This is a genomic window from Kosakonia sp. SMBL-WEM22, assembly GCF_014490785.1.
Taxonomy (GTDB): domain Bacteria; phylum Pseudomonadota; class Gammaproteobacteria; order Enterobacterales; family Enterobacteriaceae; genus Kosakonia.
Genome location: NZ_CP051488.1, coordinates 1,178,146 through 1,197,257 on the forward strand (window position 1 = coordinate 1,178,146; position 19,112 = coordinate 1,197,257).

The 19,112-nt window shown below is 56.7% G+C and carries 20 protein-coding genes; 8 read left to right on the forward strand and 12 right to left on the reverse strand.

Annotated features, from left to right (window positions below; genetic code table 11):
* Nucleotides 1-191 precede the first annotated feature (191 nt).
* Nucleotides 192-734, reverse strand: coding sequence for a DUF3251 domain-containing protein (locus HF650_RS05570; protein ID WP_187801524.1), 543 nt, complete (start codon nucleotides 732-734; stop codon nucleotides 192-194).
* 154 nt (nucleotides 735-888) lie between these two features.
* On the opposite strand from HF650_RS05570, the gene nrdR reads away from it, so the two are divergent.
* From nrdR to pgpA, 6 genes are all read left to right on the forward strand, one after another.
* Nucleotides 889-1,338 carry a transcriptional regulator NrdR gene (gene nrdR, locus HF650_RS05575; protein ID WP_187801525.1) on the forward strand — a complete coding sequence of 150 codons (450 nt, stop codon included), beginning with the start codon at nucleotides 889-891 and terminating at the stop codon, nucleotides 1,336-1,338.
* 2 nt (nucleotides 1,339-1,340) lie between these two features.
* Nucleotides 1,341-2,444, forward strand: coding sequence for a bifunctional diaminohydroxyphosphoribosylaminopyrimidine deaminase/5-amino-6-(5-phosphoribosylamino)uracil reductase RibD (gene ribD, locus HF650_RS05580; RefSeq protein ID WP_187801526.1), 1,104 nt, complete (start codon nucleotides 1,341-1,343; stop codon nucleotides 2,442-2,444).
* Between the two features lie 89 nt (nucleotides 2,445-2,533).
* Nucleotides 2,534-3,004, forward strand: coding sequence for a 6,7-dimethyl-8-ribityllumazine synthase (gene ribE / locus HF650_RS05585; protein ID WP_023481903.1), 471 nt, complete (start codon nucleotides 2,534-2,536; stop codon nucleotides 3,002-3,004).
* 19 nt (nucleotides 3,005-3,023) lie between these two features.
* Nucleotides 3,024-3,443: a transcription antitermination factor NusB gene (gene nusB / locus HF650_RS05590; protein WP_023481929.1), complete on the forward strand. Its 420-nt coding sequence runs from the start codon at nucleotides 3,024-3,026 to the stop codon at nucleotides 3,441-3,443.
* A gap of 75 nt (nucleotides 3,444-3,518) precedes the next feature.
* Nucleotides 3,519-4,496 carry a thiamine-phosphate kinase gene (thiL, locus tag HF650_RS05595; protein WP_187801527.1) on the forward strand — a complete coding sequence of 326 codons (978 nt, stop codon included), beginning with the start codon at nucleotides 3,519-3,521 and terminating at the stop codon, nucleotides 4,494-4,496.
* 31 nt (nucleotides 4,497-4,527) lie between these two features.
* Nucleotides 4,528-4,995, forward strand: a complete 468-nt coding sequence (gene pgpA / locus HF650_RS05600; RefSeq protein WP_187802616.1) for a phosphatidylglycerophosphatase A — start codon at nucleotides 4,528-4,530, stop codon at nucleotides 4,993-4,995.
* Between the two features lie 450 nt (nucleotides 4,996-5,445).
* On the opposite strand, the gene HF650_RS05605 is transcribed toward pgpA, so the two are convergent.
* The 4 genes from HF650_RS05605 to xseB form a co-directional block, all read right to left on the reverse strand.
* Entirely contained in the window at nucleotides 5,446-6,420 is a 975-nt protein-coding gene (locus HF650_RS05605; protein ID WP_187801528.1) for an aldo/keto reductase, read from the reverse strand.
* Between the two features lie 61 nt (nucleotides 6,421-6,481).
* Nucleotides 6,482-8,344: a 1-deoxy-D-xylulose-5-phosphate synthase gene (gene dxs / locus HF650_RS05610; protein ID WP_187801529.1), complete on the reverse strand. Its 1,863-nt coding sequence runs from the start codon at nucleotides 8,342-8,344 to the stop codon at nucleotides 6,482-6,484.
* A gap of 29 nt (nucleotides 8,345-8,373) precedes the next feature.
* Nucleotides 8,374-9,273, reverse strand: coding sequence for a (2E,6E)-farnesyl diphosphate synthase (gene ispA, locus HF650_RS05615; protein WP_187801530.1), 900 nt, complete (start codon nucleotides 9,271-9,273; stop codon nucleotides 8,374-8,376).
* On the reverse strand, nucleotides 9,274-9,516 hold the full coding sequence (gene xseB / locus HF650_RS05620) for an exodeoxyribonuclease VII small subunit (protein ID WP_187801531.1): 243 nt from the start codon (nucleotides 9,514-9,516) through the stop codon (nucleotides 9,274-9,276).
* Between the two features lie 204 nt (nucleotides 9,517-9,720).
* Here xseB and thiI point away from each other — a divergent pair, with 204 nt between their 5' ends.
* Nucleotides 9,721-11,169 carry a tRNA uracil 4-sulfurtransferase ThiI gene (thiI, locus tag HF650_RS05625; protein ID WP_187801532.1) on the forward strand — a complete coding sequence of 483 codons (1,449 nt, stop codon included), beginning with the start codon at nucleotides 9,721-9,723 and terminating at the stop codon, nucleotides 11,167-11,169.
* 472 nt (nucleotides 11,170-11,641) lie between these two features.
* On the opposite strand, the gene yajL is transcribed toward thiI, so the two are convergent.
* Together yajL and panE are read right to left on the reverse strand one after the other, a co-directional pair.
* Nucleotides 11,642-12,235 (reverse strand): protein deglycase YajL, encoded by a 594-nt coding sequence (gene yajL / locus HF650_RS05630; protein WP_187801533.1) that lies wholly within the window; start codon nucleotides 12,233-12,235, stop codon nucleotides 11,642-11,644.
* Complete coding sequence (panE, locus tag HF650_RS05635) at nucleotides 12,198-13,109, reverse strand: 2-dehydropantoate 2-reductase (RefSeq protein WP_187801534.1); 912 nt, start codon at nucleotides 13,107-13,109, stop codon at nucleotides 12,198-12,200. Before panE ends, yajL begins: the two co-directional genes overlap by 38 nt.
* Before the next feature lie 138 nt (nucleotides 13,110-13,247).
* On the opposite strand from panE, the gene HF650_RS05640 reads away from it, so the two are divergent.
* Nucleotides 13,248-13,739, forward strand: coding sequence for a YajQ family cyclic di-GMP-binding protein (locus HF650_RS05640; RefSeq protein WP_187801535.1), 492 nt, complete (start codon nucleotides 13,248-13,250; stop codon nucleotides 13,737-13,739).
* 39 nt (nucleotides 13,740-13,778) lie between these two features.
* Here HF650_RS05640 and HF650_RS05645 read toward each other — a convergent pair whose 3' ends face one another.
* From HF650_RS05645 to cyoB, 5 genes are all read right to left on the reverse strand, one after another.
* Nucleotides 13,779-15,140, reverse strand: a complete 1,362-nt coding sequence (locus tag HF650_RS05645) for an MFS transporter (protein WP_187801536.1) — start codon at nucleotides 15,138-15,140, stop codon at nucleotides 13,779-13,781.
* 146 nt (nucleotides 15,141-15,286) lie between these two features.
* Nucleotides 15,287-16,174, reverse strand: coding sequence for a heme o synthase (cyoE, locus tag HF650_RS05650; RefSeq protein ID WP_094419519.1), 888 nt, complete (start codon nucleotides 16,172-16,174; stop codon nucleotides 15,287-15,289).
* Between the two features lie 11 nt (nucleotides 16,175-16,185).
* Nucleotides 16,186-16,515: a cytochrome o ubiquinol oxidase subunit IV gene (locus HF650_RS05655; RefSeq protein ID WP_187801537.1), complete on the reverse strand. Its 330-nt coding sequence runs from the start codon at nucleotides 16,513-16,515 to the stop codon at nucleotides 16,186-16,188.
* A complete protein-coding gene (locus tag HF650_RS05660) occupies nucleotides 16,515-17,129 on the reverse strand; it encodes a cytochrome o ubiquinol oxidase subunit III (protein WP_187801538.1) in 615 nt (204 codons plus the stop codon). The genes HF650_RS05655 and HF650_RS05660 overlap by 1 nt, the downstream gene beginning before the upstream one ends.
* Nucleotides 17,119-19,110: a cytochrome o ubiquinol oxidase subunit I gene (gene cyoB / locus HF650_RS05665; RefSeq protein WP_187801539.1), complete on the reverse strand. Its 1,992-nt coding sequence runs from the start codon at nucleotides 19,108-19,110 to the stop codon at nucleotides 17,119-17,121. Before cyoB ends, HF650_RS05660 begins: the two co-directional genes overlap by 11 nt.
* Nucleotides 19,111-19,112 lie beyond the last annotated feature (2 nt).

Consider the following 19,112-nt stretch of genomic DNA (forward strand, 5'->3'; position numbering starts at 1 on the left):
CTCACAAAAATATGTGGTGTTTCACATTATTGACATATACGTAATCGATTGCGTTCACGTTTGCGTGGTTTGAACGGCGGCGATTGTACTGGCATTTATTGATAATGCCAATTTATGAGTATCAGGAATAAAAAGTGACTGAAAAGCGCAGGCGTGAAAGAGCGGGCGAGTGGCCCGCCCGCAGAAGGGGGTTACTGAACGTTAGCTGGCTGGATATCGTGAATACGCACAAAGCCGAGTTGCTCAGGCGAAATGCCATCAAGCTGCAAAGGAATATCGACATCGCTCGGTGCCAGCGTGCTGGCCGGAGCGTTGATCAGCTGATTCTGCACATTCACTTCCTGATAGCTCTCGGTAGTACCCTGGAGTTGGCCATACTCAATGGTGCCGCTAAAAGCGGGCAGCGGATCGTTGGACTGGCCTTGAATGTGCAGCACAACGCGTGTTCCGGCGGCGTTTGGTGCCATATCTTTCAGCGACATACGCAGTGTGCCAATCTGGCTTTTCAGTAACGCAGGCGTATTGGCACCGGGCAGCAGGTAGGCGCCGCTGCCGGATTTGGCGTTAAGGCTGTTTTGCTGTGTAATTTTAACCGTCTCCTGATTCAGCTTGCTCATCTCTTTATTGAGCGTGCTGACGCTTTGGTGGAGCTGGCGGACTTCGCTTTGCGGCGCGCAGGCGCTGAGGGTGAAAAGGCTTCCCAGCAACAGTGTTCTTAGGTAACGTCTTGTCATTGCGTCTGTTTCCTTGAAGGGGAGGATCGCTGTAATGGTAGATCGCAACCGCGGCCTTGCCATCGATCCATTGTCTCAAAAAAGGGTCTGCCTTTGTTGTCATGCCACTTCAGGTTAAAATAGATTTCAGTCAACTCTCACGTCAGGACCCCGTATGCATTGCCCATTCTGTTTCGCCGTGGACACCAAAGTCATCGATTCCCGTCTGGTGGGAGAAGGTTCATCTGTTCGCCGCCGCCGGCAGTGTCTGGTTTGCAATGAGCGTTTCACCACCTTCGAAGTGGCAGAGCTTGTGATGCCGCGCGTGGTGAAAAGCAATGATGTGCGTGAACCGTTTAATGAAGAGAAGCTGCGCAGCGGCATGTTGAAAGCGCTGGAGAAGCGCCCGGTCAGCGCCGATGACGTAGAAATGGCGCTAAACAATATTAAATCGCAACTTCGCGCAACCGGCGAACGCGAAGTGCCGAGTAAGATGATCGGCAATCTGGTGATGGAGCAGTTGAAAAAGCTCGATAAAGTGGCCTATGTGCGCTTTGCCTCCGTCTACCGCAGCTTCGAGGATATCCGCGAATTTGGCGAAGAGATCGCCCGTCTACAGGACTGAGCATGCAGGATGAAATCTATATGGCACGCGCGCTGAAACTGGCGCAGCGCGGCCGCTTTACCACCCATCCGAATCCGCGCGTCGGCTGCGTGATCGTTAACGATGGCGAAATCGTCGGCGAAGGTTTTCACTACCGCGCCGGCGAGCCGCATGCGGAAGTGCATGCTCTGCGTATGGCGGGCGACCGCGCGCACGGCGGCACCGCCTATGTGACGCTGGAGCCCTGCAGCCATCACGGGCGCACGCCGCCCTGCTGCGATGCGCTTATTGCCGCCGGGGTAACGCGGGTGGTTGCCGCCATGCAGGACCCCAATCCGCAGGTCGCCGGGCGTGGACTCTATCGTCTGCAGCAGGCCGGGATTGAGGTGAGCCACGGCCTGATGATGAGCGAGGCCGAAGCGCTGAATAAAGGCTTTCTCAAACGAATGCGCACCGGTTTTCCCTATGTGCAGCTTAAGCTCGGCGCATCGCTGGACGGGCGCACGGCGATGGCGAGCGGCGAAAGCCAGTGGATCACCTCCGCACAGGCGCGCCGCGACGTTCAGCTGCTGCGCGCGCAGAGCCATGCCATTCTCAGCAGCAGCGCCACGGTGCTGGCGGACGATCCGGCGCTGACGGTGCGCTGGCGTGAATTAAACAGCGATACTCAGGCGAGCTATCCTGAAGCGGAGCTGCGCCAGCCGCTGCGCATTATTATCGACAGTCAGAACCGCGTGACGCCGCAGCATAAAGTTGTCAGCCAGCCGGGAGAGACCTGGTTTGCGCGCACCAAAGCCGATGCGCGCGCGTGGCCTGAGAGCGTGCGTGAAATTATCGTGCCGGAGCATAATGGGCATGGCGATCTGGTGATGCTGATGATGATGCTCGGTAAACAGCAGATCAATAGCGTCTGGGTTGAGGCGGGCGCGGAGCTTGCAGGCGCGCTGCTGAATGCGGGCCTGGTTGATGAGCTGGTGGTCTATCTTGCGCCTAAACTGTTAGGCAGCGATGCGCGCGGGCTGTGCAAGCTGCCGGGATTGACGGCACTTGCCGATGCGCCGCGCTTTAATTTCAGTGAGATACGGCAGGTTGGCCCTGATGTTTGCCTGCACCTTACCAACGCGTGAAGCCTGCTGTAAAAGGGAAGCAGCGCGTTAAATAGTATGCTAAAATCCGCCCCCCTGCGGGGGCCGAACTGAACCTGTGAAGGAAGTGTATGAACATTATTGAAGCCAACGTTGCTGCTCCGGACGCTCGCGTCGCCATCACCATTGCGCGTTTCAACAACTTTATCAATGACAGTCTGCTGGAAGGCGCGGTCGATGCCCTGAAACGTATCGGTCAGGTGCAGGACGATAACATCACCGTCGTGTGGGTTCCGGGCGCTTACGAGCTGCCGCTGGCCGCAGGCGAGCTGGCGAAAACCGGCAAATATGATGCTGTGATTGCGCTCGGCACCGTGATCCGCGGCGGCACTGCGCACTTTGAGTATGTGGCCGGCGGCGCAAGCAACGGCCTGGCGCATGTCGCACAGGAGAGCGCCATTCCGGTCGCTTTCGGCGTGCTCACCACAGAAAGTATTGAACAGGCCATCGAACGCGCTGGCACTAAAGCCGGTAATAAAGGTGCGGAAGCCGCACTGACCGCGCTTGAAATGATTAATGTATTGAAAGCCATCAAGGCTTGAATTTTGTAAGGGGAATTACGTGAAACCTGCTGCTCGTCGCCGCGCCCGTGAGTGTGCCGTTCAGGCGCTTTACTCCTGGCAGTTGTCCCAGAACGACATCACTGATGTTGAATACCAGTTCCTGGCGGAACAGGACGTAAAAGATGTTGACGTCGTGTACTTCCGTGAACTGTTGAACGGGGTGGCGACTAATAGCGCATATCTCGATGGCCTGATGAAGCCATACCTCTCCCGTCTGCTCGAAGAGCTGGGCCAGGTTGAGAAAGCGGTATTGCGTATCGCGCTGTTCGAACTCTCAAAACGTGATGATGTGCCCTATAAAGTGGCGATCAACGAAGCTATCGAGCTGGCTAAAACCTTTGGCGCTGAAGACAGCCACAAGTTTGTGAACGGCGTGCTGGATAAAGCCGCACCTGCGATCCGTCCCCACAAGAAGTGATCCGCAAGCCGGTGACGGGCGATGCTTTCAGCGCGCCGGTCCCGGCTTTTTCTTTTTTCTACAGAGGAATAACGTATGGCATGCGGTGAATTCTCCCTGATTGCCCGTTATTTTGACCGCGTACGAACCTCACGTCGCGACGTCGAAACCGGTATCGGTGACGATTGTGCGCTGCTCAATGTCCCCGAAAAACAGACCCTGGCAATCAGCGTCGACACGCTGGTGGCGGGTAACCATTTTCTACCCGATATCGATCCTGCCGATCTGGCCTGGAAAGCGATGGCCTCCAATCTTAGCGATTTAGCGGCGATGGGAGCCGATCCTGCCTGGCTGACGCTGGCGTTAACTCTGCCGGAAGCGGACGAAGCGTGGCTGCAGGCCTTCAGCGATAGCCTGTTTGAGCAAATCAGCTATTACGATATGCAGCTTATCGGCGGTGACACCACCCGCGGACCGCTGTCGATGACCATCGGCATTCACGGTTACGTGCCGGCAGGCCGCGCGATGAAGCGCTCGGGTGCGAAACCGGGCGACTGGATCTATGTAACCGGTACGCCTGGCGATAGCGCAGCCGGGCTGGCGATTTTGCAAAACCGTTTAACCGTCAGTGACAGCGAAGATGCGGCTTACCTGAAAAAGCGCCATCTGCGCCCGACACCGCGCGTGCTGCAGGGCCAGGCGCTACGTAACCTGGCGAGCTCGGCCATCGATCTCTCTGATGGTTTGATCTCCGATCTCGGTCATATCCTGAAAGCGAGCGGCTTTGGCGCACGGATTGATCTTGATGCGATCCCGTTATCGGACGCCATGCGCCGCCATGTCGAGCCGGATCAGGCACTGCGCTGGGCGTTGTCCGGCGGAGAGGATTATGAACTCTGCTTTACCATACCTGAGCTGAACCGCGGCGCGCTGGATGTAGCGATTGGTCAGCTCGGCGCACCGTTTACCTGCATTGGGCAGATGGGCGCAGACGGAGAGGGACTCTACTTCACTCGCGAGGGAAAAGCCGTCACCCTCGACTGGAAAGGATACGACCATTTTGCAGCGCACTAAAGATAAAGATATTGCCAAAAGCCGTCTCAATATGCGTAACCCCTGGCACCTGCTGGCGACCGGGTTTGGTAGCGGTTTGATTCCGTTTATGCCTGGCACCATGGGCTCAATTGCGGCGATCCCCTTCTGGTGGCTAATGACCTTTTTGCCCTGGCAGCTCTATTCACTGCTGGTGATGCTGGGGATCTCGCTTGGCGTCTATCTCTGCCATCAGACGGCAAAAGATATGGGCGTGCACGATCACGGCAGTATCGTCTGGGATGAGTTTATCGGGATGTGGATCACCCTGATGGCGCTGCCCACCACCGACTGGCAGTGGGTTGCCGTTGGGTTTGTGCTGTTTCGCATTTTTGATATCTGGAAGCCGTGGCCGATCCGCTGGTTCGATCGCAATGTGCATGGCGGCATGGGGATTATGGTCGACGATATCGTCGCCGGGATTGTCGCCGCCGGGTTGCTCTACTTGATTGGTCACCACTGGCCGATTGGGCTGATTTAACGTCATCCGGCTGCGGCGAAATGCCTGATGGCGCTTCGCTTATCAGGCCTACGACACCGCATTGGCATCTGGGCGTAGGCCGGATAAGGCGTGAGCCGCCATCCGGCAATCTAACCGGCTGCAGCGAAATGCCTGATGGCGCTTCGCTTATCAGGCCTACGACACCGCATTGGCATCTGGGCGTAGGCCGGATAAGGCGTGAGCCGCCATCCGGCAATCTACCCGGCTGCGGCGAAATGCCTGATGGCGCTTCGCTTATCAGGCCTACGATACCGCATTGGCATCTGGGCGTAGGCCGGATAAGGCGTGAGCCGCCATCCGGCAATCTACCCGGCTGCGGCGAAATGCCTGACGGCGCTTCGCTTATCAGGCCTACGACGCCGCATTGGCATCTGGGCGTAGGCCGGATAAGGCGTGAGCCGCCATCCGGCAATCTATCCGCTCTGCGAACTACTTAAATCCCACCACCGGGTGCGGTTTGTAAGGCATCTCCAGCTCGGCAATCTGCTCAGGCTTCAGCGTAACCTCTACTGCGCCTAACAACTCTTCCAGCTGATCCTCACGCGACGCGCCAATAATCGGTGCGGCAACGCCTGGCTTACTCAACAGCCACGCCAGCGCCACCTGCGCACGCGAAGTGCCCAGCTCTTCCGCCACGCTCGCCAGACGCTCGGCGATCTGTGCATCGTTGGCGTCCGTTTCGCTATACAGGGTTTTGCCAAACTCATCGGAGACCAGACGGGCGGTGGTTTCCCCCCACGGACGGGTCAAACGTCCGCGTGCCAGCGGGCTCCACGGAATAATCGCCACGCCCTCTTTGTAGCAGAGCGGCAGCATTTCGCGCTCTTCTTCCCGGTAGATCAGGTTGTAGTGGTTTTGCATGGTGACAAAGCGCGCCCAGCCGTGCTGCTCCTGTAACTCCAGCGCCTGCGCAAACTGACTGGCGTGCATCGAGGAGGCGCCGATATAGCGCGCTTTACCCGCCTTCACCACATCGTTCAGCGCTTCCAGCGTCTCTTCAATCGGTGTGTTGTAGTCCCAGCGGTGGATTTGCAGCAGATCGACATACTCCATGCCGAGGCGCTGCAGGCTGTCATCAATGGAGCGCAGGATCTGCGCGCGGGAGAGGCCTTCCGCCAGATCGCCGACCTGATGGTAAACCTTGGTGGCGACAACCACTTCATCGCGGCGGGCGAAATCGCGCAGCGCACGGCCCACGATCTCTTCACTGCTGCCGTCGGAGTAGCTGTTGGCGGTGTCAAAGAAGTTAATCCCGCCTTCCAGCGCGCGTTGGATAATCGGGCGGCTGCTCTCTTCCGGCAGCGTCCAGGCATGTTTACCCCGGTCCGGCTCACCAAAGGTCATACAGCCAAGGCAAAGGCGGGAGACCTTGAGGTCTGTTTTCCCTAATGTGTTGTATTGCATGGTTCCACTCCTGCTGGTCACGAATTAGGCTTAAGCATAGCAGGAGCGGAAAAGGGCGGAATCAGACGAGCCAGTTTTTGATGCGCGATTCGATACCGGCAGCATCGAGACCAATCTCGGCGCGCGCTTCATCCTGCGTCCCCTGCGGGATAAAGAAGTCCGGCAGGCCGAGGTTAAGCACCGGCACCGGTTTGCGCTTCGCCATCAGCACTTCGTTAACACCGCTGCCAGCACCGCCCGCAATGGCGTTCTCTTCAAGCGTCACCAGCACCTCATGCTGCGTAGCCGCCTGCAGAATCAGCGCTTCATCGAGCGGCTTGGCAAAGCGCATATCGATGAGCGTCGCGTTGAGCGCCTCGGCAGCTTTTGCCGCTTCCGGCAGTAACGTCCCGAAGTTGAGGATCGCTACCTTCTCGCCTTTGCGCTTCACCACGCCTTTACCGATGGGCAGCTTCGCCAGCGGCTCCAGCGTCACGCCGACCGCGTTACCGCGCGGGTAGCGCACGGCGCTCGGGCCATCCATGTAGTGGTAGCCGGTAAAGAGCATCTGGCGGCACTCGTTCTCATCGCTCGGCGTCATCACCACCATATCCGGGATGCAGCGCAGATAGGAGATATCAAACGCCCCCTGGTGGGTCTGACCATCTGCGCCAACAATCCCGGCGCGATCGATAGCAAACAGCACCGGTAGCTTCTGGATCGCCACGTCATGGATCACCTGATCGTAGGCGCGCTGCAGGAAGGTGGAGTAGATCGCAACTACGGGTTTATAACCGCCAATCGCCAGCCCGGCGGCAAAGGTGACCGCGTGCTGCTCGGCAATGGCGACATCAAAATATTGCCCGGGGTATTTGCGCGAGAACTCAACCATGCCGGAGCCTTCGCGCATCGCCGGGGTAACGGCCATTAACTTGTTATCTTTTGCGGCGGTTTCACATAGCCAGTCGCCGAAGATTTTCGAATAGCTCGGCATGCCGCCGCTGCTTTTCGGCAGGGTACCGCTGGTCGGATCGAACTTCGGCACCGCATGGAAAGTAATAGGGTCTTTTTCGGCCGGCTCATAGCCGCGCCCTTTTTTGGTCATAATATGCAGGAACTGCGGGCCTTTCAGATCGCGCATATTGCGCAGCGTCTGCACCAGACCCAGCACATCGTGGCCGTCTACCGGGCCGATATAGTTAAAGCCCAGCTCTTCAAACAGCGTGCCCGGCACAACCATGCCTTTAATATGCTCTTCAGTGCGTTTCAGCAGCTCTTTGATTGGCGGTACGCCGGAGAGCACTTTCTTCCCGCCTTCGCGCAGGGTGGAGTAGAGCTTGCCGGAGAGCAGCTTCGCCAGATGATTATTCAGCGCGCCAACATTCTCGGAGATCGACATCTCGTTGTCGTTAAGCACCACCAGCATATCGGGGCGAATATCCCCGGCGTGGTTCATCGCTTCAAACGCCATACCTGCGGTAATGGCGCCATCGCCAATCACGCAGACGGTACGACGCTGCTTGTTCTCTTTCGCTGCCGCAACGGCCACGCCGATCCCGGCGCTGATGGAGGTGGAGGAGTGGCCGACGCTCAGCACGTCATACTCACTCTCGCCGCGCCACGGAAAAGGGTGCAGGCCATTTTTCTGCCGGATGGTGCCAATTTTGTCGCGGCGACCGGTCAAAATTTTATGCGGATAGGCCTGGTGGCCGACGTCCCAGATTAACTGATCGAAGGGCGTGTTATAGACGTAATGCAGCGCCACGGTCAGTTCAACCGTGCCAAGCCCGGAGGCAAAGTGTCCACTGGAGCGGCTTACGCTGTCGAGAAGGTAGCGACGCAGTTCGTCACACAGTTTCGGTAAACTCTCTTTCGGCAGCAGGCGCAACTCTTGCGTGGTATCAACCAGCGCCAGCGTCGGGTATTTGGCAGTATCAAAACTCATCAGAGACTCGGACTCATCGTGTTATATCGTTATTTATCACGCTGGATTATGTAATTCGCCAGTGCTTCAAGTGCCGTCGTATCCAGCGATTGCGCCGACAGCAGGCTCAGCGCCTGGCGGGCGTCGTCAATCAGATCGCGGGCTTTCGTGCGGGCTTGCTCAAGGCCCAGTAGTGCGGGGTAGGTGCTTTTACCCAGTTGCTGGTCAGCACCCTGGCGTTTGCCAAGGGTGGCAGTATCGCCGACCACATCGAGAATATCATCCTGAACCTGAAATGCCAGGCCGACACACTGCGCGTAGCGTTCGAGCAGCGGCAGCGCGTCGCGACCGCGTTGCCCGGCGCTCAGCGCGCCCATTTTTACCGCCGCGCAGATAAGCGCCCCGGTTTTATGACGGTGGATCTGCTCCAGCCCTTCCAGAGAGACCTGCTCATTCTCCGCCGCCAGATCCAGCGCCTGCCCGCCGCACATGCCGGCAACGCCGCTGGCGTTTGCCAGCGTGGCGACCATCGCCAGACGATCTTCGGCGGCAACGTCTGTCATCGGCGCTTCCGTGAGGATCGAGAAGGCCAGCGTCTGCAAGGCATCGCCTGCAAGAATGGCATTGGCTTCGCCAAATTTAATATGGCAGGTGGGCAGACCGCGACGCAGATCGTCGTCGTCCATCGCCGGCAGATCGTCATGCATTAATGAGTAAGCATGAATACACTCCACCGCGGCTGCAGGCGCGTCCAGCGTCTGTTGGCTGACGCCGAACATGCGACCGGTGGCGTACACCAAAAAGGGACGCAGGCGCTTACCGCCTAAGAGTGCGCCATACTGCATCGCCTCAACCAGCGGAGTGTTCTGAAAGGGCAGGGGAGCAATGAAACGGCGCAGCGCGTCGTTGGCCTGTTCAACGCAGGCCTGCAGTTGTTGATTGAAATCCATCTATTCAGCATCCGGAGCGAAAGGGGTTAGCGGCGCCTCTTCGGTATCGGAGAGCAGGATCTGTACGCGCTGTTCCGCCTGCTGGAGCTTAACCTGTCCCTGGCGGGCCAGCTGAACGCCGCGTTCGAACTCATTCAGGGCCTCTTCAAGCGGAAGTTCACCGCTTTCAAGACGAGTGACAATCTGTTCCAGTTCGTTCAGTGCGGTTTCGAAACTAGCGGGTGCGTCGTTTTTCTTTGGCATAGTGAATGTCTGACTCTTCTATTATTCCGACTACGTTATGGTAGCGAAGTCGGGGCACATAGCAAATAACGCTCAATGGTAATGCGTTGCACATGATCTTCGCGATGGTGATATACTTCCGCGCCTGGATGCAGCCGCGGGTAGGGGCTGCTGTAAATTTTCCTCTACAGGCCTTTGCAGGCTTGCCAACGAACCATTGCCGCCATGAAGTTTATCATTAAATTGTTCCCGGAAATCACCATCAAAAGCCAATCTGTGCGTTTGCGCTTTATTAAAATTCTGACCGGGAACATTCGTAACGTTCTGAAGCACTACGATGAGGCGCTCGCCGTGGTGCGCCACTGGGACCATATTGAAGTGCGCGCCAAAGACGAAAATCAGCGTCTGGCGATCCGCGATGCGCTGACCCGCGTGCCGGGTATTCACCATGTGCTGGAGGTGGAAGATGTTCCCTTTACCTCCCTGCACGACATATTCGAGAAAGCGCTGGCGCAGTATCGCGATGCGATTGAAGGTAAAACCTTCTGCGTGCGGGTAAAACGCCGCGGGCAACATGAGTTTAGCTCGATTGAAGCAGAACGCTACATCGGCGGCGGCCTTAATCAACACGTTGCCTCGGCAAAGGTCAAATTGACTCACCCGGATGTGACCGTGCATCTGGAGATTGAAGACGACCGTCTGCTGTTAGTGAAGGGCCGCTATGAAGGTATTGGTGGCTTCCCGATCGGCACGCAGGAAGATGTGCTGTCGCTCATCTCCGGCGGATTCGACTCCGGCGTCTCCAGCTATATGCTGATGCGTCGCGGCTGCCGCGTACACTACTGCTTTTTTAACCTCGGCGGTGCAGCGCATGAAATCGGCGTACGTCAGGTGGCGCACTATTTGTGGAACCGCTTCGGCAGTTCCCATCGCGTGCGCTTTGTGGCGATCAACTTTGAGCCGGTGGTGGGCGAGATCCTCGAAAAAGTCGACGACGGCCAGATGGGCGTAGTACTGAAACGCATGATGGTTCGCGCAGCGTCCCAGGTCGCGGAGCGCTACGGCGTGCAGGCCCTGGTGACCGGCGAAGCGCTCGGGCAGGTCTCCAGCCAGACGCTGACCAATTTGCGTTTGATTGATAACGTCTCCGATACGCTGATCCTGCGCCCGCTTATCTCTCACGATAAAGAGCACATCATCGATCTGGCGCGTAAAATCGGCACCGAAGATTTTGCCCGCACCATGCCGGAGTATTGCGGCGTGATCTCCAAAAAACCGACGGTAAAAGCGGTTAAAGGGAAGATTGAAGCGGAAGAAGCGAACTTCGATTTCACGATCCTTGAGAAAGTGGTCGCGGAAGCGAGCAATATTGATATTCGTGAAATCGCGCAGCAGACCGCGGAAGAGGTGGTGGAAGTCGAGACGGTAACCGGCTTCGGCGAGAATGACGCGATCCTCGATATTCGTTCCATCGATGAGCAGGATGAGAAGCCGCTGCAGCTGGAAGGGGTAGATGTGGTGTCGCTGCCGTTCTACAAGCTGAGCACCAGGTTTGGCGATCTCGATCAGAGCAAAACCTGGCTGTTGTGGTGTGAGCGCGGCGTGATGAGCCGCCTGCAAGCGCTCTATCTGCGCGAGCAAGGCTTTACCAACGTGAAGGTTTATCGCCCGTAGTTTTGCGTTGTGCCAAGGATAGCACCGTGGTTTGTGCCGGATGGCGGCTTCGCCTTATCCGGCCTACGCGGTGCAGCATGCCATAAATCGATTGCCGCATAGCATGCAAAAAAACCGCACATACCCGTAGGCCGGGCAAGCATCAGCGCCATCCGGCAAACAGACCGCACATACCCGTAGGCCGGATAAGCATCAGCGCCATCCGGCAAACAGACCGCACATACCCGTAGGCCGGATAAGCATCAGCGCCATCCGGCAAACAGATCGCACGAGCCGTAGGCCGGATAAGCGTCAGCGCCATCCGGCAAACAGATCGCACGAACCCGTAGGCCGGATAAGCATCAGCGCCATCCGGCAAACAGACCGCACGTATCCGCAGGCCGGATAAGCATCAGCGCCATCCGGCAAACGGACCGCACATACCCGTAGGCCGGATAAGGCGAAGCCGCCATCCGGCAATCAAGCCCAAAGCTTACGCTTCGTAGTAGTTATAAATCCCTGCCGCCATCACCAGCTGTGAGGCCACATCGTGAGCTTTTTCGCGCCCAACCAGCAGATCGATAATCTTCAGACCAAAATCAATTGCCGTGCCCGGCCCCTGGCTGGTTAGCAGATTGACACGTGGATCCCATACCACACGCTTATCCTGCCACTGCGCTTCCGGGATCGTCTCCTTCAGCCCCGGGAAACCGGTCATATTGCCGATCGGGAAGATCTCATGGGGCACCAGCACGGTGCCGGCAGCGGCGCAGATCGCCGCAACGATGCGACCGGAGAGGTGAAACTGGCGCACGGTCTCTACCAGCAATGGATTGTCGCGCATGCACTCTGCGCCTTTCAGGCCACCGGGCAGCACGATCACGTCGTAATCCCCATCAGCCACTTCGACCAGCGGCGCGTCCGCCAGCAGTTTTACGCCGCGCGAGCAGGTGATGACGCGATCACCGTCGCTGGCCACACTGGCGGTGGTCACCGCGATGCCACCGCGCACCAGCAGATCGATAGTGGTGACCGCCTCCATCTCTTCACTACCAGGGGCGAGACATATCAGAGCTGATGCGCTCATATTCACTCTCCTTACGTTTAATCAGGTCGAACAACCGGGCATTCTCAGGCACCGCGATACCGTGCGCGCGGGCGCGTCTGAGCAGATAGCCGGTAATGTAATCGCACTCGGTATGGCGCATCGCGCGCACATCCTGCAGCATCGATGAGATATTCTCCGCCGTGCTCTCAATCACCTGATGGACATAGGCAATCAGATCGTCGGCCGCAATGTGGTGGCCTTCGCGCTCGATCACCGCCGCCACTTCGCGGGCGATCTTCGCAATCTCATCCGGTGCATCGCGCAGATCGCCATTCTTGCAATCGCGCAGCGCCGTCAGCGGGTTAATGACGCAGTTCACCGCCAGCTTGCGCCACAGCGCGGGGCGAATAGTGTTGTGCCAGGCCACATCCGGGAGCACCATTTGTAGTGTGTCGGCGAGGTAGCTGAACTCGCCATCCTGCGCGCGGGCCGGGCCAATATGGGTGATGCCGCTGGCGACGTGAACAATCACATTGCCGTCGCGGCGCGCAGCATGGGTGGTGGTACCCATCAGCAGCGGATTAGGCAGGGATTTGAGCTCTTCAACGGTACCCATACCGTTATGAAGTAAAAGCACTGGCGTAGTGGACGAGAGCGAGGAAGCCAACCCTTTTACCGCATCGGATACCTGCCATGCCTTGAGCGTGACCAGCAGCAGATCGCTGCGCGCCAGGAAGTCGGGATCGTTAGCCGTCAAGGACTCATTGAAAATCGTGCCGTCTTCTTCAACCAGGTTCACACTGCAATAAGGTTGCGGGATACGTAGCCACCCCTGTACCTCATGTCCCTGCTTGCACAGTGCCGTTAACCAGAGTTGCCCTAAAGCGCCGCATCCCAGTACGGTAATTCTCATTATTCCTCCTCACCTGCAACTGCGCCAGGTGTTACAGCGATAAGTATAGCGCTGTCAGCTAAGCTTCCAGTATTCAAGATTGTGTTAATACACAGTGCGGGTATTATGCATCGCTGAAATTACAGAGGGAGAGAAAAGATGCCATCTTTCGATATTGTTTCCGAAATTGATCTGCGCGAAGTGCAAAACGGCGTTGAAAATGCGACCCGTGAACTGGCCACGCGTTTCGACTTTCGCAACATTGAAGCGACATTTGAATTAAACGAAACCAACAAAACCATCAAGGTGCTGAGCGAGTCTGACTTCCAGGTCAACCAACTGCTCGACATTCTGCGCGCCAAGCTGCTAAAGCGCGGCATCGAAGGTACCTCGCTGGAAGTGCCGGAAGAGTTTGTGCATAGCGGTAAAACCTGGTTTGTTGAAGCCAAACTCAAGCAGGGGATTGATGCCGCAACGGCGAAGAAGATCGTCAAGCTGATCAAAGAGAGCAAACTGAAGGTGCAGACGCAGATTCAGGGTGAAGAGATCCGCGTGACCGGTAAAGCTCGTGACGACCTGCAGGCCGCTATGGCACTGGTACGTGGCGGTAATTTAGGCCAGCCGTTCCAGTTTAAGAACTTCCGCGATTAATCGCTTGCCCTCTCCCGTGCGGGGGAGGGCGCATGTTTTTTAACCCGCAACCACCTGTTCTACTTCAAAGCGATTGGTCACCTTGCTGTCTATCTTCACATAGACGCTGCGCTCCTCCGGCACCACCATCGCTTCGCTCACCCCCTCCATTGCCAGTAGGCGCTGTTGCAGCGCACTATCTACCGCAACATCATCAGGAATGGCGATACGCAAGCTGCTGACGTAAGGCGGCTCCTGCATGGTGCTGGCGACCAGCAGCCAGACCACCGCCAGCAGCGCACCGGCGAGGAAGACCGTCTGGGAGTCGAAAAAGCCATCGACCCAACCGCCGAGCGAGCCGCCAATTGCTACGCCAAGAAACTGGCTGGTGGAGTAGATGCCCATCGCCGTGCCTTTATAACCGGCGGGTGCCTCTTTACTGATAAGCGAGGGCAGCAGCGCTTCCATCAGGTTAAAGGCAAGGAAGAAGATCTGCACGCCGATGACAATCTCCCAGAAGTGCGGGCCAGCGCCCCACAGCACAATTTCTGCAATCACCAGCAGGGCGACGCATAGCAGGAAGACCCGCTTCATTTTGCGCTTCACTTCGGCATAGATAATGAACGGCACGACGGAGACAAACGACACCAGCATGGTGACGAGATAGATTTTCCAGTGCTGCGCTGCAGCAAACCCGGCAGCTTCCAGCTGTCCCGGCAGGGCAACAAATGTCGACATCAGCAGCATATGCAGGCACATAATGCCGAAGTTGAGCTTAAGTAGCTTCGGATTAGCCATTACCAGGCTGAAGCACCCTTTCACCATCCCCGATTCACGGTTGCGCACGTGCTGGGTGCTGTTTGGCACCACCCACAATGTCAGCGCAATGCCGAGCGTGGCAAGACCGGCGATCATCCAGAAGAGCGCATGCAGACCCAGTTTATGGGTGATGATCGGGCCGAGTACCATAGCGATAGCAAAGGTGACGCCAAAACTGACGCCGATAAAGGCCATCGCTTTGGTGCGGTTCTGCTCGCGGGTCAGATCGGAGAGCAACGCCATCACTGCGGCGGCAATCGCGCCGGAGCCTTGCAGTGCGCGGCCGAGAATAATACCCCAGATAGAGTGGGAGAGGGCGGCAATCACGCTGCCGGCGACAAAAATCACCAGCCCGCCGACGATCAGCGGCTTGCGGCCGATGCGATCAGAGAGCAGGCCGAAGGGAATTTGAAAGATGGCCTGAGCGAGGCCATAAATACCAATTGCCAGACCGATTAATGCTTCGCTGGCGCCCTGCAGCGCCATACCGTACGTGGTCAGAACGGGCAGGACCATAAACATGCCGAGCATGCGCAGGGAGAATACAGTCCCTAAACCCCAGGTGGCGCGCAACTCGCCTGGCGTCATCTTGTAATCGTTCATTACCACCTCATGTTGAAAACCGGACATAGTGTAGTGCGGGGGCTGGGCGGGGTAAACACCAGGATAATTAACAAATATTACCTGTGTGAATGGGATTGCGGGCATAAAAAAAGGGTGCCGGGGCACCCTTTAGATGACGGTCTGGATCACCAGACGTAAGTCAGCAGGCTATGTGAATCCGGCACCATAAAGTCCACGGACATCATCACGCTGAGCGAAGTGATGGCGACAATCGAGAAGACGAACAGTTTGCGCGCCCACACTTTATCATCCGCCACTTTATATCCGCGCAGCGCCATGCCCAGCCACCACAGACTCACCGCGGCAGCAACCACCAGGTATTTGTAACCTGCATAGCCGCCCAGCGAGAGCATCAGGGTGGCGACAGCAAATGCCACGATATAGAGCGTGATGTGATTTTTCGCCACGGAGATACCTTTCACCACCGGCAGAACCGGGATGTTCGCTGCCTGATAATCCTTAAAGCGGAAAATCGCGATGGCATACGAGTGGGGCATCTGCCACAGGCTGAAAATCGCCAGCAGGATCGCTGCGCCGCTATCAAACTCGTTGGTCACGGCACAGTAGCCAATCACCGGCGGCGCTGCGCCGGAGAGAGAGCCAATCAGCGTACCGTAGACGGAGTGGCGTTTCATGTAGAGGCTATACACCCCAACATAAACCACAAACCCCATCACCCCGAGCCAGCAGGCCAGCGGATTTGCGCCGAACCACAGCAGCATAAAGCCAGCAATACCCAACAAGGCGGCGTACACCAGCGAGACTTTTGGCGAGATCAGCCCTCTGACCAGCACCCTGTTTTTCGTCCGCTCCATCTTTTTATCGATGTCACGGTCGATGTAGTTGTTAAAAACACAACCAGAGGCGACCACCAACGACACGCCAACCAGCGTGTAGAGGAACAGGGGGTAATCAATCTGGCCTTTAGAGGCCAGCAGGAACCCCCCAATCACGGAGATCAAATTGCCAAAAATAATGCCCGGTTTCGTTACTTGCAGGTATTGCTTGAACATACTCGCCGCTCTTAGTGAACCATCATGTTGTAGTTCAGGTTCCACATAATCCAGATGGAGCCCACTACCAGGATAGCGATGATAATCACGGTAAAGACAAAGGCGGTCAGGTTCCAGCGCTCCTCAGAAGAGGTGTTCATGTGCAGGAAGCAGACCAGATGAACCAAAATCTGTACCACTGCGGTGACCAGTACGGTCCCCAGAATTGCGGCGTGTGACGCGGTACCGCTCATCACCATCCAGAACGGAATGACCGTCAGGATGATCGACAGGATAAAACCTGTCATGTAGGTTTTTACGCTACCGTGGGATGCGCCGCTGTGATCGGTTGAATGACTCATTACATCGCCCCCATCAGATAAACAACAGAGAACACACAGATCCATACCACATCAAGGAAGTGCCAGAAGAGGCTCAGGCACATGATGCGGGTACGGTTTGTGCTGGTCAGACCGCGACGGGAGATCTGGAACATCAGAACCGCCATCCAGATCAGGCCGGAAGTGACGTGCAGACCGTGGGTACCAACCAGCGCGAAGAACGCTGACAAGAAGCCGCTACGATCCGGACCCATACCTTCCGCAATCAGATGATGGAACTCATAAATCTCCATGCCGATAAAGCCCGCACCAAACAGGAAGGTCAGCGCAAGCCAGGAGATAACCTGGCTCTTGTTGCCTTTGTGCATGGCGATCGCCGCCATGCCGTAGGTGATGGAGCTGAACAGCAGCAGGAATGTCTCTACCAGAACGAACGGCAGTTCAAAAATGTCCTTGCCGGTCGGGCCGCCCGCTGTGCCGTTCACCAGAACGGCATAGGTCGCGAACAGACAGCTGAACAGAATGCAGTCGCTCATCAGGTAGATCCAGAAACCGAATACTTTATTCGGCCCTGCATCGTGGTGCCCGTGTTCGTGCGCATGGGCGTGCGCGTTGGTCAAAGTATCAGTTGCCATTTGTCAGCCCTGCTTTGTTGATCTCATCGAAATGCTGTTTTTCCAGTTTCTCGATTTCTGCAACCGGTACGTAGTAGTCCACGTCTTCGTCGAAGCTTTTCACAATCCAGCTAATGATGATGCCTGCGAAGCTGGCAATCGCCATCCACCAGATGTGCCAGATCATGGCAAAACCGAATACCGTTGCGAACGCGGCAATAACAATCCCGGCGCCGCTGTTTTTCGGCATATGAATCTCTTCATAGTGGGCTGGTTGCTTGTACGCTTCGCCTTTCTCTTTCATCTCCCAGAAAGCATCACGTTCGTGAATTTCCGGAACAACGGCAAAGTTATAGAACGGCGGAGGAGAGGAGGTTGCCCACTCCAGCGTACGGCCACCCCACGGGTCACCGGTCAGGTCGCGGTTCTGATCGCGGTCACGAATAGAGACGTAGATCTGAATCAGCAGACACAGGATACCCATTGCGATCAGCGCGGCACCACAAGCTGCAACAATCAGCATGCTATGGAACTGCGGGTCGATATGCTGGCTGAGACGACGGGTCATACCCATGAAGCCCAGTACGTACAGCGGCATAAACGCAACGAAGAAGCCGATAATCCAGAACCAGAAGGCGCGTTTACCCCAGGTTTCGTTCAGGGTGTAACCAAACGCTTTCGGCCACCAGTAGGTCATACCTGCGAAGCAACCAAATACCACGCCGCCGATGATGACGTTATGGAAGTGCGCAATCAGGAACAGGCTGTTGTGCAGTACGAAGTCTGCGCCCGGAACCGCCAGCAGCACACCGGTCATCCCACCTACGGAGAAGGTGACGATAAAGCCGATAGTCCACAGCATAGAGGAGTGGAATACGATACGGCCCTGGTACATGGTGAACAGCCAGTTGAAGATCTTCACCCCGGTCGGGATGGCGATAATCATCGTGGTAATACCGAAGAAGGCGTTTACGTTCGCGCCGGCACCCATGGTGAAGAAGTGGTGCAGCCAAACGATGAACGACAGGATGGTAATACACACGGTTGCCCACACCAGCGAGGTGTAGCCAAACAGGCGTTTACGCGAGAAGGTGGCGGTAATTTCGGAGAAGACCCCGAACACCGGCAGCACCAGAATGTACACTTCCGGGTGACCCCACGCCCAAATCAGGTTGATGTACATCATCATGTTGCCGCCCATATCGTTGGTAAAGAAATGGGTGCCCAGATAGCGATCCAGGGTAAGCAACGCGATAGTAACCGTCAGAATTGGGAACGAAGCGATAATCAGCACGTTCGCGCACAGAGAGGCCCAGGTGAAGACCGGCATTTTGAACATGGTCATGCCTGGCGCACGCATGCGCAGGATGGTCACGAAGAAGTTAATACCGGTCAGCGTCGTACCGATACCAGAGAGCTGGAGACTCCAGATCCAGTAATCGACCCCGACACCAGGGCTGTACTCTATTCCCGAAAGCGGCGGATAAGCCAGCCAACCTGTCTGTGCGAACTCACCGACGCCCAGAGAGATGTTAACCAGAATCACGCCCACAACCGTGAACCAGAAGCTCAGGTTGTTAAGGAACGGGAAGGCAACGTCGCGCGCGCCGATCTGCAGCGGAACCACCAGGTTCATCAGACCGATAACAAACGGCATCGCCACGAAGAAGATCATAATCACGCCGTGGGCGGTGAAGATCTGATCGTAGTGGTGAGGCGGCAGGAAGCCCGCTTCGCCCATTGACGAAATCGCTTGTTGACTACGCATCATCACGGCGTCAGCAAAGCCGCGCAGCAGCATAACAACCGCTACGAGGACATACATGATGCCAAGACGTTTATGGTCAACCGAGGTCAACCACTCATTCCATAGCCATTTCCACTTACCGAAGTAAGAGAGCAGGCCGACTACCGCCAGACCACCGACGGCAATCGCAGCGATCGTAACCATGATAATCGGTTCATGGTACGGCACTGCATCCAGTGTAAGTTTTCCGAACATCG

Excerpts from the sequence above, each read along its gene's own strand:
- HF650_RS05570 (WP_187801524.1), bottom strand. The coding sequence starts at position 734 with ATGACAAGACGTTACCTAAGAACACTGTTGCTGGGAAGCCTTTTCACC.
- nrdR (WP_187801525.1), top strand. The coding sequence starts at position 889 with ATGCATTGCCCATTCTGTTTCGCCGTGGACACCAAAGTCATCGATTCC.
- ribD (WP_187801526.1), top strand. The coding sequence starts at position 1,341 with ATGCAGGATGAAATCTATATGGCACGCGCGCTGAAACTGGCGCAGCGC.
- ribE (WP_023481903.1), top strand. The coding sequence starts at position 2,534 with ATGAACATTATTGAAGCCAACGTTGCTGCTCCGGACGCTCGCGTCGCC.
- thiL (WP_187801527.1), top strand. The coding sequence starts at position 3,519 with ATGGCATGCGGTGAATTCTCCCTGATTGCCCGTTATTTTGACCGCGTA.
- pgpA (WP_187802616.1), top strand. The coding sequence starts at position 4,528 with ATGCGTAACCCCTGGCACCTGCTGGCGACCGGGTTTGGTAGCGGTTTG.
- HF650_RS05605 (WP_187801528.1), bottom strand. The coding sequence starts at position 6,420 with ATGCAATACAACACATTAGGGAAAACAGACCTCAAGGTCTCCCGCCTT.
- dxs (WP_187801529.1), bottom strand. The coding sequence starts at position 8,344 with ATGAGTTTTGATACTGCCAAATACCCGACGCTGGCGCTGGTTGATACC.
- ispA (WP_187801530.1), bottom strand. The coding sequence starts at position 9,273 with ATGGATTTCAATCAACAACTGCAGGCCTGCGTTGAACAGGCCAACGAC.
- xseB (WP_187801531.1), bottom strand. The coding sequence starts at position 9,516 with ATGCCAAAGAAAAACGACGCACCCGCTAGTTTCGAAACCGCACTGAAC.
- thiI (WP_187801532.1), top strand. The coding sequence starts at position 9,721 with ATGAAGTTTATCATTAAATTGTTCCCGGAAATCACCATCAAAAGCCAA.
- yajL (WP_187801533.1), bottom strand. The coding sequence starts at position 12,235 with ATGAGCGCATCAGCTCTGATATGTCTCGCCCCTGGTAGTGAAGAGATG.
- panE (WP_187801534.1), bottom strand. The coding sequence starts at position 13,109 with ATGAGAATTACCGTACTGGGATGCGGCGCTTTAGGGCAACTCTGGTTA.
- HF650_RS05640 (WP_187801535.1), top strand. The coding sequence starts at position 13,248 with ATGCCATCTTTCGATATTGTTTCCGAAATTGATCTGCGCGAAGTGCAA.
- HF650_RS05645 (WP_187801536.1), bottom strand. The coding sequence starts at position 15,140 with ATGAACGATTACAAGATGACGCCAGGCGAGTTGCGCGCCACCTGGGGT.
- cyoE (WP_094419519.1), bottom strand. The coding sequence starts at position 16,174 with ATGTTCAAGCAATACCTGCAAGTAACGAAACCGGGCATTATTTTTGGC.
- HF650_RS05655 (WP_187801537.1), bottom strand. The coding sequence starts at position 16,515 with ATGAGTCATTCAACCGATCACAGCGGCGCATCCCACGGTAGCGTAAAA.
- HF650_RS05660 (WP_187801538.1), bottom strand. The coding sequence starts at position 17,129 with ATGGCAACTGATACTTTGACCAACGCGCACGCCCATGCGCACGAACAC.
- cyoB (WP_187801539.1), bottom strand. The coding sequence starts at position 19,110 with ATGTTCGGAAAACTTACACTGGATGCAGTGCCGTACCATGAACCGATT.